Raw genomic sequence first — 13,835 nt, forward strand, 5'->3', positions numbered from 1 at the left:
CGATGGCGCTCAGCAAGGATTTGGCTTTAAAAAAACTAGTGAAGGGTTTTGGGTAGGTCATCGTGCTCATCGTCGAGATCGTCGTCGACGTCGGTCGCAAATACTTCACCATCTCCCATTGCCGAAGCTGCTTCAATCCCCGCCTGCACCATGACCCGGGCCACTTCCAGGCAGGAAGAGCCGGAAAAATGCTCTCGGGTCTCATCAGAAAAGCGAATGACCACCAGCGGTTTATCGTCTCCCTCAGAGCGTTGCAACACGATATCGCCATTGGCGAGCTCGACTAATTCAAGATAAGACAGCACAAAAACTTCCTTTAACGACTACCGCCAACAGGGCGGATTGGTCTCAGTGTATCAATCCCCAATTGCTCACGCCAACCGTTGGCAAACCTCAATCCACTAGAATTCCATCAAGGTGGCCCGGTGGCGGTCGATTAGCGAGCTCAGCTCCGTCAAAATTGTTTCGCAGTCGCTAAAATCGCTGAAGTCGACACCACCTTGACTGGCGATCAATCCATCGCTGGGCGCTGCCACAGCCTGGGGATGAACGATAAAGTCGTGGGTAACCAATGACTTGAGCCACCCCTCTTCACCCTCTCTATCAGCCAACTCGTTGATCTCGGGAGGCAAATCTGCAGCGGGAAAACTGCGCGCCGTAAAGTGGCCCTGGGGAATCGGCTGGGCGAAGCGAGGCTGCTGATCCAGCATGTCTGCCATATGGGCCCGGTAGGCTAACAACAGCTGCCAGAGGATGCTGTCCTGACAGGCGCGATGGTAGTGCCCGCCCCAGGTACTATCGTCTCGCTCCCGAGCTTCCTTGAGGTATTGCTCGGCAAAGTACAAGTGGAGGTTGCATTGCCCCCGGTATGACTCACGCATCGTCGACTCCGCCGAATATCACGATTTTTTGGCGGCTTTTTTCTTTGCGGGACTTTTTCTGGCTGCCTTTTTCCGAGGCACCCAGGCACCGTTCTCGTAGAAAGCACTCCAGCCACTGGGTTTGCCGTCAACTTCGCTCTGCACGTACTGCTCTTGAGTTTTACGGCTATAGCGTATCACGGTATCCCGCCCCTTATCGTCCTCGGTAGGCGCCGAGAACAGGAAGGTATACTTGGGGTCGATTTCCTTCTGATGAGGCAATATCTCCTTCACCAGTGGCGCCCGGGTTTCCCGGTTGCGGGGGAAGCCGCTGGCTGCCAAAAACAGCCCGGAAGCGCCGTCCCTAAGCACATAGTGATCGTCGACCTTTTGGCAGGCCAACTCCGGCATGGGTACCGGGTCCATTTTTGGCGGCGCTGGTTCGCCGTTGCGCAGTAATTTGCGGGTGTTTTTGCAGTCTTCATTGGTGCAACCAAAGTACTTACCAAAGCGCCCGGTTTTAAGCTGCATTTCAGCGCCGCATTTGTCGCACTCAATAGTAGGGCCGTCGTAGCCCTTGACCTTGAAACTGCCGGTTTCTATTTCGTAGCCACTGCAGTCGGGGTTATTGCCGCAAATATGCAATTTGCGTGAGGTATCAATTAGGTAGCTTTCCATTGCCGTGTTGCAGAGTTTGCAGCGACGCTTGCTGCGCAACACTTTTGATTCCGCTTCATCGTCGTCGCTATCGATGCTGACAAATTCGTCACCGGGCACCAGGTTGATAGTTTGTTTACAGCGCTCCTTGGGAGGTAAGGCATAACCTGAGCAGCCCAGAAAAACCCCGGTGCTGGCTGTGCGAATCTGCATATGACGGCCGCACTTTGGACAGGGAATATCGGTATCCGTGGGCTGGTTGTTGCGCATACCGCCGTCCTGCGCCTCGGCTTTTTCCAGGGTGGCGCGGAAATCGGCGTAGAACTCGTCCAACAACTGTTGCCAGTTCTTGTCGCCGGAAGCGACCTCGTCCAAGCGCTCTTCCATGAAAGCGGTGAAACCGTAATCCAGCAGATTACTGAAGCTTTCCACCAGCCGGTCGGTGACAATGTCGCCCATTTTTTCGGCATAGAAACGCCGGTTCTCTACCTTGACGTAGCCCCGGTCCTGAATGGTGGAAATAATCGACGCGTAGGTAGAGGGCCGGCCTATGCCGCGCTTCTCCAGTTCTTTCACCAGCGCCGCTTCCGAGTAACGGGGCGGCGGCTTGGTAAAGTGCTGGCTGGGATCGACCTTCAACAGCTCCAGCACATCACCAACTGCCACATCAGGCAGTTCCTGATCTTCTTCCTTCTTACTGGCGGCAGGCGGTTGTACCCGCATAAAGCCGTCAAAACGCACCACACGGCCGCGGGTGCGCAGCTCGTAGTCGCCAGCCTCAACGGTGATGGAGGTACTGGTGAACTCTGCCGGTGTCATTTGGCAGGCGACGAATTGACGCCAAATGAGTGTGTACAGCCGCTCTGCATCCCGCTCCATGCCCGAGAGCTGGGTGGGCTGAACATTGACATCAGATGGGCGGATAGCTTCGTGAGCCTCCTGTGCACCCTCTTTGCTGCTGTAACGCTGGGGGGCGTCGGGCAGGTAGCGCTTGTCGTAGCTCTGCTCTATAAAATCCCGGCAGGCCGCCACAGCATCGTTACTGAGGTTGGTGGAGTCAGTCCGCATGTAGGTGATGTAGCCCGCTTCATAGAGGCGTTGAGCCAACATCATGGTTTTTTTCACGCCAAAACCGAGCCGGGTACTGGCGGCCTGTTGCAGCGTCGAGGTGATATACGGCGCGCCGGGCTTGGTTTGGGTGGGTTTATCTTCCCTCGCCGCGACCTTGTAACTGGCGCCTTGCAATGCGCTAACCGCCGCCATGGCGGTGTCTTCATTGCCGGGGCGGAAGTTTTCGCCGCGACACTTTTTGACCTCCAGGCGCAGCTGACCACTGTCCGCCCGATTGTCGGTGTGGATTTGCCAATACTCTTCCGGCACAAAAGCGCGGATTTCTTTTTCCCGTTCCACAATCAAGCGCACCGCAACTGACTGTACGCGGCCAGCGGACAATCCCCGGGCTATTTTTGACCACAACAGCGGGGACACCATATAGCCCACTACCCGATCCAGGAAACGGCGGGCCTGCTGGGCATTAACGCGGTTGATATCCAGGTCTGTGGGGTGGGCAAAAGCGTCCTGGATCGCTTTTTTGGTGATCTCGTTAAACACCACCCGCTTATAACGGCTCTCGTCGCCGCCAATAGACTCCCGCAAATGCCAGGCGATGGCCTCTCCTTCGCGGTCAAGGTCAGTGGCGAGGTACACGGTATCGGCGTTGTCAGCGAGCTTTTTCAGCTCATTAACCACCTTTTCTTTACCGGGCAGTATTTCGTATTTCGCTTTCCAACCGTTGTTGGGGTCAATACCCATCCGGGCAATAAGCTGTTCCTGGGCCTTTTTCTTCTTGTGGCGGGCTTTTTCCTCAGGTGACATCTTGCGGGTTTGCGCCGCCGCCTTGGCTCGAGCTTTGGCATCTACCCCCCCCGACTTGTTGCTGCCGCTGGTGGGCAAGTCGCGGATATGGCCCACGCTGGATTTCACCACAAAATCCGAACCCAGGTACTTGTTGATGGTTTTCGCCTTGGCCGGCGACTCCACAATAACCAGTGACTTGCCCATAGTATCCTTCTGATGACTACACATTCCTGCGCCGCGGGACCCCCGGCGAGGCGACATATATAAGTGTTCAACTGGTGCGGGTCAAGGGTAAGTCCGCCCGGTGACACTCTTGTTAGAGCGCGGGCGCCCCCTCTGGGTCGTCGTTAACCCAGGCAAAACGCGGGCGCCTTTTCCCTTCTATTTCAACATCTTCCATAAACATTTCCACGGGCCGAACCCACAGTTCCCGGTCACCGTAAAGGGGGCGGTAAACCACCAACTGTTGCTCGGTCTCGCTGTGGGTCGCACAACTGTATACCCAATACTCACCACCTTTGTAGTGCCGGTAGCGCCCCGGGCGCGGCTGCGCGGGCCCGGATTCGCCCAAATTTTGGTTTTGATCACCCTTGTTCAAGATGGAGCTCCTTCACCAGTTTAGCCATCATAGTGGCCAGATTTTCGACTTCGGGAATATCCGCCCCGCTCTCCTTCCAGTAAACGCCCAGTCCCCGTGGCGAGCCCTCGATCAGCACGGTGCCCTTTGGCCATTTGTCCCGCTCTCTTTGCAAGCGATCGGCAATGTCCGCCGGTGCGGTGGTGTCCTCGGGCTCCGACTGGACCAGCCAGTAGTGCCAATGATCCGCTCTGGCCGGCTTTTGGACTGGGTGTGTATAGCGCAATATTTGCCGCTCCGGTTCTCGTCGCGCGCGGGCGCGTCGGGTTTGCGGCAGTGTCGCCACCTTCACCTCCAGCCCCAACTGGCGAGCTCTCTCCCGCAGTCTGGCCTGGCGCTTTTGGCTGGGAGTGGGAACGATCCAGATAATGGGCGCCAGCATAAATGCCAACACCCCGATTGCAATCAATAAGTACATAGTGCTCCCTGACGCTGCATAGAAAGTGGCTCTACGCAGCACTGGACAGTAGAGCGGCTTTATACCTTAATACCAGAACCGATTGCGAATATTGGAGAGGGTTATATGGCTGGTTATCAACGTATTTTGGTGGCAATTGACCTGTCAGAGGAAGCGCTGCCGGTAATCGAGCGAGCCAAAAGTATCGCCACACAGTTTTCCGCGCAGTTGCATTTACTGCATGTGGTAGAGCCACTAAGCCTCGCCTATGGCGGCGATATCCCCATGGACTTCTCCTCCGTACAGGATCAACTTCAGGAGCAATCCGAAAAAACGCTGGGAGAATATCGGCAGCGCTTTGACATCGATGAAGCCAACTGCCATTTGCTGATGGGTCGCCCGGAAAGCAAAGTCCACGAACTCAGCGAAGAATTGGGCGTGGATTTAATCGTGGTGGGCAGCCACGGCCGCAAGGGACTCGCGCTATTGCTAGGCTCTACCGCCAACGGCGTGCTACACGGCGCAACCTGCGACGTCCTCGCTGTGCGAGTTGGCTAACTGGGCTAATTAGAGTTTCGGAAAAGTGATAGCGGCGCCGCAGCGCCGCTATTCAGATAACTCGATCCAGCGCTCCAGGCAGTGATCGAGTTCAGCCTGCTGCTCTGCCAGTTCGTTGAGCAAGGCCGTCACTGTGTCGCTGTCTCGCTGATAAAAATCAGGATCGGTGCTAATTTGCGTCAACTCCGCTATCCGCGTCTCCAATTCATCTATTTTATCCGGTAATTGATCCAGTTCCCGCTGGTCCTTGTAGGTCAATTTGCGCTGGCTTTTGGGCGCCTCCGGTTTGGCCGGCGCGGCGCTGGGCACCGCTGCGGCACTGCGCTGGGCCTTTGCCATTGCATCCCGACGGGTCAGGTACGCTGCCACATCTGAATAGCCGCCGACATGTTCGCTGATGCGACCATTGCCCTCGAACAGCAGGCAGCTGCTGGCCACACTGTCGACAAAGGCCCGGTCGTGGCTGACCAACAATACCGTCCCGTCGAAGTCCACCAACAGACTCTCCAGCAGTTCCAGGGTTTCCACATCGAGGTCGTTGGTGGGTTCGTCCATCACCAGCACATTGGCCGGTTGGCTAAACAGGCAGGCGAGCTGAACCCGGGCCCTCTCGCCGCCGGATAGCACCGACAGGTGGGAGCGAGCCCGCTCCGGGGTAAACAGAAAATCGCCGAGGTAACTCATGATGTGGCGATCCTTACCGCCCACAGTGACGCTTTCCCGTCCCTGGCCGACGATATCCACCACGCGCTGGTCCTCATCCAGGCGGTCCCGGAGCTGGTCAAAATAGGCCACCCGCAGATTACTGCCCTGTTTCAGGGTACCGCTGTCGGGAGTGAGCTCGCCGAGAATCAACCGCAGCAAGGTGGTTTTACCCACACCATTGGGGCCGATAAGCGCCAATTTGTCGCCCCGGCACAGCAGCAGAGAAAAGTCCTGGACCAACTTCTTGCCCGCGACCTGATAGCTGACCCCTTCCAGCTCGGCGACGACCTTGCCGCTGCGCTCTGCCGTATTGACTGCCAGAGAGGCCTGGCCTTGCTGCTCGCGGCGCTCCGAGCGCTCTCGACGCATGGCTTTCAGCGCGCGCACCCGGCCTTCGTTGCGGGTGCGCCGGGCCTTGATGCCCTGTCGAATCCACGCTTCCTCTTTAGCCAGACGCTTATCGAACAGCGCGTTTTGTTCAGCTTCGATTTCCAGCTCGTGTTCCCGGGTTGCCAGATAACGCTGGTAATCCTCGGGATAACTCTTCAGGGCGCCCCGATCCAATTCCACAATGCGGGTAGCCAGAGACTGTATCAATGCGCGATCGTGAGTGACAAAGAGTACGCAGCCGCTGTAATCCTTTACACACTGCTCCAACCAAAGGATGCCTTCCATATCCAAGTGGTTGGTGGGCTCATCCAACAGCAGGATATCCGGCTCCACCACCAGCGCCCTGGCCAGCGCCACCCGACGCAGCCAACCGCCAGACAGCTTACCCACGGGTGTGTCGGCGTCCAGTGCCAGCCGGGATAGCACGCTTTCGATGCGCTGCTGAAACAGCCAGCCGTCCTGGGCCTCGATACGGGTCTGCAGCGACTCCAATTGCGACAGATCAGCGTCGGCGGATTGGGTCAGCTGGTGAAAGCGGCGCAGCAAGGCGCCCAACTCTTCCAGGCCATCGGCCACGACGTCGTACACCGTCAGTGCGGCCACCTCGTCAGAGGAAAAATCTGGCATTTGTTCCATGCGGGCGATGCGGATATCCGGTTGTCGCCAAATTTCTCCGGCGTCGGGGCTGACGCTGCCTTCCACCATCTTTAACAGCGTCGATTTGCCACTGCCGTTGCGGCCCAGCAAACACACGCGCTCGCCGGAATCCAGCTGGAGTTCAGCGTTATCAAACACAATTTGCTCGCCAATGGTGTGCTGCAATTGAGAGGCGCGAAGTAAAGGCATATAGTGATCCAATGACACAGCGGGGCTGTACTGCCCCGAATGACGTAAATTAACAAGGTTCAACCCTGAGGGCTGCAAAAGTGGTGTTCGGCCGATTCCTGACATTGTTGCTGATCGCGTCCCTGCCGATCAGTGTACTGGGCAACGCACTAGCCAGCGACGCCGAGGTTCCCGCCGCGCTGGCTGAGGCGCGGCAAGTATACCGTGAAGCGCTGGAGGATATCAGTCGCGGTCAAGTAGATAGCGCCCAGGACAAGCTGCCCGCCCTACAAGACTATCCACTGCGCCCCTACCTGGAACTAGAACTGATCAAAGCCCAGATCGGCGATTACTCCAGCGCCGCTATTGACGCCCACCTAACCAAGTACCAGGACACCCTGGTGGGCAAGCGAGTTCGCATCGCCTGGTTACAACACCTGCTCCGTCAAAACGATTGGGGGCAGTTTGTACGCTACTACGAGGCCGATCCGCCATCGGGCTTTACCTGCGTCTATATCCGCGCGCTGCGCAAGCAGGATATGGATAAAAAAGCCGATCTGGAGACCGCCAAACTCTGGCAGACCCCCTATTCTTTGCCCAAGGCCTGCGATGGTGTACTCCGCCAGTGGAGCCAGCGCCTCAGTGATGAAGAACGGGCAGACTACTATTGGCAGCGCGCTGCCCTGGCCATGCGGGCGGAGCAATTTAGCCTGGCCGCCTACCTACTCGGCAAAATCCCGGGGCAGGATCAGTACCGCGAGCTGTTACAGCACCCCCACCGCCTCTACCGTGTCGGCACCAGCCTACCGGTGAACGAGCATTCCCGGATGGTCGCCAGCCATACCCTGCAGCGACTGGCGGCGCGGGATTTTGAGCGCGCCAACACCCTTTGGCACCAACTCCAGCAGCATCTCGGCTTCAGCGACTTACAAAACCATCAACTGAGGGACGCCCTGGCCAGGCAAATTATCGCCGGGGATGCGGAGTACGTTCGCGATTGGATCAATGCCAACGACCCCGAATTTGAAGACCCCTACCTGACCGAGTGGCGGGTGCGACTGGCGCTTCGAGATCGGGATTGGAAAGCTGTGCACCGCTTTATCGCCGCCCTGCCAGAAGATCGGCGCAAAGAGCCGGACTGGCAGTACTGGTGGGCCCGAGCCGATATTGAGATCCACCAGGAATTCACCCCCCACGCCCAACGCGTGCTGCGGCAAATGGCCACCGAGCGGGGCTACTACAGTTTTATGGCGGCAGACCTGCTTAACCAGGAGTACCGCTTGGGTGACCGTCGCACCCTAAACCCGGCTCTCATTCCCCAGGTCCAGCAAAATCCGGCAGTGCAGCGCGCTATAGAACTGCAATGGCACGGCGAGTCGTTGGCCTCTCGCTTGGAGTGGAACCAGGCACTGAACGGTTTTAGCCGCGATGAGCAGGTTGCCGCAGCCCAACTGGCGATGGATCTCGGTTGGGTCAACCAGGCCATTATGACCGCCATTCGCGCCGACGAATGGGACGACCTGACACTGCGCTTTCCGGTCGCTTACAAAGACAACTTCGACCGGGCAGTCAGTGCCGAAAACCTCGACTTGAAATGGGTCTACGCTATTGCTCGCCAGGAGAGCGCGTTCAATCCTTCCGCCCGGTCGCCAGTCGGAGCCCGAGGCTTGATGCAGTTAATGCCGGCTACGGCCCGCAGTTTGGCCCGGCAAATGGGGGATCGCGGCTTTCATTATCGGGATCTGACTAATCCCGATACCAATATCGCCATGGGCAGCTTTTATCTTGCCAAACTAATGGAGCGCTTCGGCGGCAACCGGATTCTCGCCACTGCCGCCTATAATGCCGGCCCACACCGAGTTGAGCGGGTACTGGAGCGACAGAGCAGCGATATTCCAGCGGATATCTGGATAGAGAATTTGCCCTACACCGAGACCCGCCACTACATCAAAAATGTACTGGCCTTCAGCGTGGTCTATGGCGAGAAACTTGCGGTATCACGGCCCATTCTGGCCCAGCACGAGCGAGAAATCTCACCGCTTTTGTTGGATGAGGATGCGGAATAACGCTGTAAAATCCCGCGGCTGTTTTCTGACAAGCTAACTCAGCACCGTCACGGGATCGCCTACCCTCACTTGCCCCTGCCCCCGGTGCAGCGCATTCTGACCAAAATGTACTTCTCGGCCATCGCTGCATAAGGCCCTCAGGGCGGTAAAGACATTCCGCTGGCGCTCGGCGGTCGCAGGATCAATGGTGGGAATCGCACAGCGCGCGCAGGGTTTTACCAAATCAAACTCCAGCTCGCCAATTCGCAATCCTCGCCAGTGGCGCTCAGCAAAGGCCTCCCCCCCTTCCACCACAATGTTGGGGCGAAAACGGGACATCGCCAAACGGTGGCCCACCGCCTCCTCAAGCTTCGATAGCGATGAGAGCTGACAGATCAGAAAGGGAAAGCCATCGGCAAAACTGACTCGCTCTCCCGGCTGGGCGTAATCGAGGTCGACTTGGCGAAAGGAAGAGTCGGGCATAAAACACAGGCGCACCGCCCTGCCCAAACGCTGACTCAGCCAGTCTGCGGCTTCATCACCAGCATCCCAGGCAGTACAGTCATCTCGCCATACCTTCACCGACACGACGTTCTCCCTCGGTATATCGACCCTGGCAGCCTCTTGAGGGTGATCGAGGTCTTGCAGGAGTAATTCAGCATCCCGCCAGCTTGCCTGGATACGGCACATAGCGGGTAGCTGCCGCTGGGTCACAAAGGCCCCGGCCTCATCCACCACCATCCACCGCCGATCGCCACTGGGGCCCCAGTCGTCCACGGTGACAGCACGACAGCTTGCCACAGCCAGCGACTTGACGGGAAAACAATAAAGACTGTGTACCCGTAGCACGATTATCTCCCAGGGCCCATGGCGGCCCACTGCAGGACTTGCTCCCGGCTAAAAGGCCAGCACAGTGGATCTGCGCCACTGTCGCCAAGCAAAACCGGAATACTGGTAGCGTAGCGAGCCAACAGGCTCTCGTCGTCGGCGATATCGATGAGTTCTATTTGCCAAGGCTGCCCCTCGGCCAACAGGCTCGCCAGCAGATCCTCAGCCAAATCACAGAGATGACAGCCACTGGTACCCAGTAACTTAAACTCCACTACAGCTGGCGCCATGCCTCCCCCTGATCATTTCCAAAAACAAAAAGGCCCGGCATTTGCCGGGCCTTACACATATATTAAAAAGCACAGGCTTGGATTGCCATGCTACTTCGCTCAGAGGTCGTAGCCCACCTCGTTGTGACCGGTAATGTCCAAGCCTTCCGATTCCTCGTCGGCAGTAACACGCAGCCCGACAAGCACATCGACCAGCTTGAGGATACCCCAGGTTACCACCGCCGTGTAGGCAAAGGTGGCGACGATGCCGATCAACTGTACTTTAAGCTGGCTGGCGATAGTCACTCCATCAGCCAAACCCTGGCCACTGAACAACCCCAGTTCACTGCTGGCAAAAATACCCGCCAGGAAGGTGCCCAGGATGCCGCCGACACCGTGTACCGGGAACACATCCAGAGAGTCGTCGATCTTTAACACTTGCTTTAGGGTGAGGGTGCAGTAGAAACAGATGATACCGGCACTAAAGCCGATCACTACCGCTCCCGCTGGCCCGACGTAACCAGAAGCCGGCGTGATGGTCCCCAAACCCGCAACCATACCGGTAATCGCGCCGAGAGCACTGGGTTTACCGAAGCGCTTCCACTCTACCAACGACCAAGTCAAACAGCCTGTGGCCGCCGATAAATGAGTCACCAGCATCGCCATACCCGCGTCGCCATTCGCTGCTAGAGCGCTGCCGGCGTTAAAGCCGAACCAGCCCACCCACAGCATACCGGCACCGGTGAAACTCATGGTCAAATTGTGCGGCGGCAATGCCATCTGGCCAAAGCCCTGACGCGGCCCCAATACCAGCGCAGCCACCAGTGCCGCTACCCCTGCAGTAATGTGGACCACGGTACCACCGGCAAAATCCAGCAGGCCCATTTCGGCCAACCAACCACCGCCCCATACCCAGTGGGTAATGGGCGCGTAGACCGCCAGAATCCAAATTGCCGAGAAAATCATCACCGCAGAGAAGCGCATGCGCTCGGCGAAACCGCCCACAATCAAGGCCGGCGTGATGATGGCGAAGGTCATCTGAAACATCAAAAATACCGTTTCCGGTATATCGCCACTGAGGCTCCCCTCGCTGACCTGCCCCAGAAACAGGTTGGATAAACCGCCCACAAAGGCGTTGCCCTCACTAAAGGCCATGCTGTAACCCGCTACCATCCACAGTAGAGAAGCCACACAGGTAATACTGAAGCACTGCATCAGCACACTGAGGATATTTTTGCTTCTCACCAACCCGCCATAGAACAGCGCCAGGCCAGGCAAAGTCATAAACAGCACCAGGGCCGTGGCAGTGATAATCCAGGCAGTATTGGCACCGTCCAGCGAATCCGCAAATACCAATTGTGGTGCACACAATAGCGCGCCAGCCCCACCCAGCGCCGCTAGGCGGCGATAACTTTGGTTAATCTTCATACAACTCTCCCCCAACTTCGGTGGAATGCACCATATCAAGTCTTATAAATTCAAAAAGCACCATCTTGGTGCTTTTATATGCGCCCACCCAGACCGGTTTTATTCTGCTTAAAAACCGCCGATTCCCGCCAAAAGCGTTCTATCTCCAGGTATTTAACGCAAACAACCATTGCCTGCTGGGCATTTGGAACCGTCGAGTTACACTTTTGTGCATACTTAAGCGGCTTCTGCACCAGCTAAAAGCAAAAACCGTGCCCAAAAATAGATCGCGCGCACCATATTAGAACGCGCATTCATGGCGGATTAGCTCTAGTGACCGGCCTGGTGATTCCCATAGACACAGATATAATGGCGCCAGCCACAGTCACCCTGTCACGGGGGCCACAGCTGCACTGTCCACCCAAAAGGAAACCCGCCTCACTGTGAACGACTATCAGGAGCGAAAAGCGTTTTATCAGACGCTACTGACAATCTATGGTCGCAAGCCCGTGCTGGAGGCGCTGCAGGACCAAGGTATACCGGTACACAAACTTCACTTGGCCCACAGCAATCGCCGCGGTGGGATCATTGCCGATATTGAAGCCTTGGCACTGCAGCGAGGTGTGGAGGTGCAATGGCACGATCGTCAGGCCCTGTCGAGGATCTCCCGCAATGGCAAACAGGACCAGGGGGTGGCAGCGGACCTCCAGCTCCCCAGTTATCGTCCTATCTCGCAGCTCTTTGATCAGGCGGATAATAGCTACACGCTGTTGGCGGTGGACCGGGTTACCAATCCTCAGAATCTGGGGATGATTATTCGCAGTGTGGCCGCCAGTGGAATCGATGGCTTGGTGTTGCCCCGTAAGGGCTGCGCAGCGTTGTCGCCGCTAGTGATCAAGGCCAGTGCCGGTACGCTGTTTAAAGCACCGATCTATCACTGTGAGCAGTTATCGAAGACCTTGCAGCAGTTTAAAGACGATGGCGCCGAACTCAGCAGTCTATCCTCCCATGCTCAGGACACCGTCTTTGACGAGGGGGGACGCGGCGGCAAGCGCATCTACGTGCTGGGTAATGAAACCGAGGGCGTTTCTGGGGACATCGAGGCGCTATGCCAACGCCGCTTGCGCATTCCCATGCACAACGGCGTAGAGTCATTAAATGTGGCTGTTACTGCGGCGCTGCTGGCCTTTGCCGTTAGCTAGGTGGCTATTTGGCCAGGTAGCCCATCGCCGCTTCCAGACCCGCCAGCGTCATCGGGTACATGTGGCCTTCCATCAGCTCCTCCACCATGCGTATGGAATGTGTCCAGCCCCACTCATCGGGAGGTACAGGATTGATCCAGGCGACCTTATCGTAGGTCTCCAGAATCTGACGCATGTAGAACTCCCCCGCCTCTTCATTCCAGTGCTCGACGCTGCCGCCGGGTTGAACGATTTCGTAGGGTGACATAGAGGCGTCGCCAACAAAGATGACTTTGTAATCGGCGCTGTACTTGTGGAGCACATCTAACAGACTGGTCCGCTCATTGTGACGGCGGATATTGTTCTTCCACACTGACTCGTAAACGAAGTTGTGGAAGTAGTAATACTCCAGGTGCTTAAACTCGGTGCGAGCCGCTGAAAAGAGTTCTTCACAGACTTTGATATGCGGATCCATGGAGCCACCGATATCAAAGAACAGCAGTACTTTTACTGCATTGTGGCGCTCTGGCACCATTTTCAGGTCCAGCAAACCGGCGTTTTTTGCTGTGGACGAGATGGTATCGTCGATATCCAGCTCGTCAGCGGCGCCGGTGCGGGCGAACTTGCGCAAGCGACGCAGCGCCACTTTGATGTTGCGGGTGCCCAGCTCAATGCTGTCATCCAAATCTTTGAAGTCGCGACGCTCCCACACCTTGGCCGCTTTTTTATTGCGGCTCTCGCCGCCAACTCGAATGCCCTCGGGGTGGTAGCCACTGTGCCCAAAGGGCGAGGTGCCACCAGTGCCAATCCATTTATTGCCGCCGGCGTGACGCTTTTTCTGCTCGTCGAGACGTTTTTTAAACTCCTCAATCAGCTTGTCCAGCCCCCCCAGGGATTCGATTTTGGCTTTTTCCTCTTCGCTGAGTTGCTTGAGGAATTCACTGCGCAGCCAATCGTCGGGGATCATTGCCTCAATAACGTCGTCCAGCGTAGCCAGATCGTTGAAGTAGGCTCCGAACGCTTTATCGAAGCGGTCGTAATATTTTTCGTCCTTGACCAGACAGACCCGTGCGAGTTGATAAAACTCGTCCACGTCCATAAAGGCCAGCCGCGCCTCTAGCCCGGAAAGCAGATCCATTAGCTCCCGGAGCGTGGCGGGAATGCCGGCATTTCGCAAGCCGAGAAAAAACTGTACCAACATAAGCGTCTATCTAATCAG

At 56.9% G+C, this 13,835-nt stretch carries 13 protein-coding genes; 3 read left to right on the forward strand and 10 right to left on the reverse strand.

The genetic code is table 11. From position 1 onward, the window contains the following. Positions 1-35: 35 nt before the first annotated feature. From I6N98_RS10050 to I6N98_RS10070, 5 genes are all read right to left on the reverse strand, one after another. Entirely contained in the window at positions 36-305 is a 270-nt protein-coding gene (locus I6N98_RS10050) for a hypothetical protein (protein WP_198568240.1), read from the reverse strand. A gap of 96 nt (positions 306-401) precedes the next feature. Beyond that, a complete protein-coding gene (locus tag I6N98_RS10055) occupies positions 402-881 on the reverse strand; it encodes a DUF6586 family protein (protein ID WP_198568241.1) in 480 nt (159 codons plus the stop codon). A gap of 18 nt (positions 882-899) precedes the next feature. Beyond that, the gene (gene topA / locus I6N98_RS10060) at positions 900-3,578 is read right to left on the reverse strand and encodes a type I DNA topoisomerase (protein WP_198568242.1); all 2,679 of its coding nucleotides are present in this window, start codon (positions 3,576-3,578) and stop codon (positions 900-902) included. Between the two features lie 112 nt (positions 3,579-3,690). After that, the gene (locus I6N98_RS10065) at positions 3,691-3,972 is read right to left on the reverse strand and encodes a DUF1653 domain-containing protein (protein ID WP_337924592.1); all 282 of its coding nucleotides are present in this window, start codon (positions 3,970-3,972) and stop codon (positions 3,691-3,693) included. Continuing rightward, complete coding sequence (locus I6N98_RS10070) at positions 3,959-4,429, reverse strand: hypothetical protein (RefSeq protein ID WP_198568243.1); 471 nt, start codon at positions 4,427-4,429, stop codon at positions 3,959-3,961. The genes I6N98_RS10065 and I6N98_RS10070 overlap by 14 nt, the downstream gene beginning before the upstream one ends. Positions 4,430-4,534: 105 nt before the next feature. Between I6N98_RS10070 and I6N98_RS10075 the strand changes: the two genes are divergently transcribed. Continuing rightward, a complete protein-coding gene (locus tag I6N98_RS10075; RefSeq protein WP_198568244.1) occupies positions 4,535-4,966 on the forward strand; it encodes a universal stress protein in 432 nt (143 codons plus the stop codon). A 48-nt stretch (positions 4,967-5,014) separates the two neighbouring features. Here the strand turns inward: I6N98_RS10075 and I6N98_RS10080 are convergent, their stop codons facing one another. Then, on the reverse strand, positions 5,015-6,907 hold the full coding sequence (locus I6N98_RS10080) for an ATP-binding cassette domain-containing protein (RefSeq protein WP_198568245.1): 1,893 nt from the start codon (positions 6,905-6,907) through the stop codon (positions 5,015-5,017). 80 nt (positions 6,908-6,987) lie between these two features. On the opposite strand from I6N98_RS10080, the gene I6N98_RS18620 reads away from it, so the two are divergent. Further along, complete coding sequence (locus I6N98_RS18620; protein ID WP_232787303.1) at positions 6,988-8,952, forward strand: transglycosylase SLT domain-containing protein; 1,965 nt, start codon at positions 6,988-6,990, stop codon at positions 8,950-8,952. Between the two features lie 33 nt (positions 8,953-8,985). Here the strand turns inward: I6N98_RS18620 and I6N98_RS10090 are convergent, their stop codons facing one another. The 3 genes from I6N98_RS10090 to I6N98_RS10100 all read right to left on the reverse strand — a co-directional run bounded on the left by I6N98_RS10090 (position 8,986) and on the right by I6N98_RS10100 (position 11,456). Then, the gene (locus tag I6N98_RS10090) at positions 8,986-9,780 is read right to left on the reverse strand and encodes an MOSC domain-containing protein (RefSeq protein WP_198568246.1); all 795 of its coding nucleotides are present in this window, start codon (positions 9,778-9,780) and stop codon (positions 8,986-8,988) included. A gap of 2 nt (positions 9,781-9,782) precedes the next feature. Further along, entirely contained in the window at positions 9,783-10,049 is a 267-nt protein-coding gene (locus tag I6N98_RS10095; protein ID WP_198568247.1) for a glutaredoxin family protein, read from the reverse strand. 99 nt (positions 10,050-10,148) lie between these two features. Continuing rightward, positions 10,149-11,456 carry an ammonium transporter gene (locus I6N98_RS10100; protein ID WP_198568248.1) on the reverse strand — a complete coding sequence of 436 codons (1,308 nt, stop codon included), beginning with the start codon at positions 11,454-11,456 and terminating at the stop codon, positions 10,149-10,151. Between the two features lie 422 nt (positions 11,457-11,878). On the opposite strand from I6N98_RS10100, the gene I6N98_RS10105 reads away from it, so the two are divergent. After that, positions 11,879-12,637 carry a TrmH family RNA methyltransferase gene (locus tag I6N98_RS10105; protein WP_198568249.1) on the forward strand — a complete coding sequence of 253 codons (759 nt, stop codon included), beginning with the start codon at positions 11,879-11,881 and terminating at the stop codon, positions 12,635-12,637. A gap of 4 nt (positions 12,638-12,641) precedes the next feature. Here I6N98_RS10105 and I6N98_RS10110 read toward each other — a convergent pair whose 3' ends face one another. Further along, positions 12,642-13,817 carry a vWA domain-containing protein gene (locus I6N98_RS10110; RefSeq protein ID WP_198568250.1) on the reverse strand — a complete coding sequence of 392 codons (1,176 nt, stop codon included), beginning with the start codon at positions 13,815-13,817 and terminating at the stop codon, positions 12,642-12,644. Between the last annotated feature and the right edge of the window lie 18 nt (positions 13,818-13,835).

Source organism: Spongiibacter nanhainus, from assembly GCF_016132545.1.
In the GTDB taxonomy this organism is placed as follows: Bacteria; Pseudomonadota; Gammaproteobacteria; order Pseudomonadales; family Spongiibacteraceae; genus Spongiibacter; species Spongiibacter nanhainus.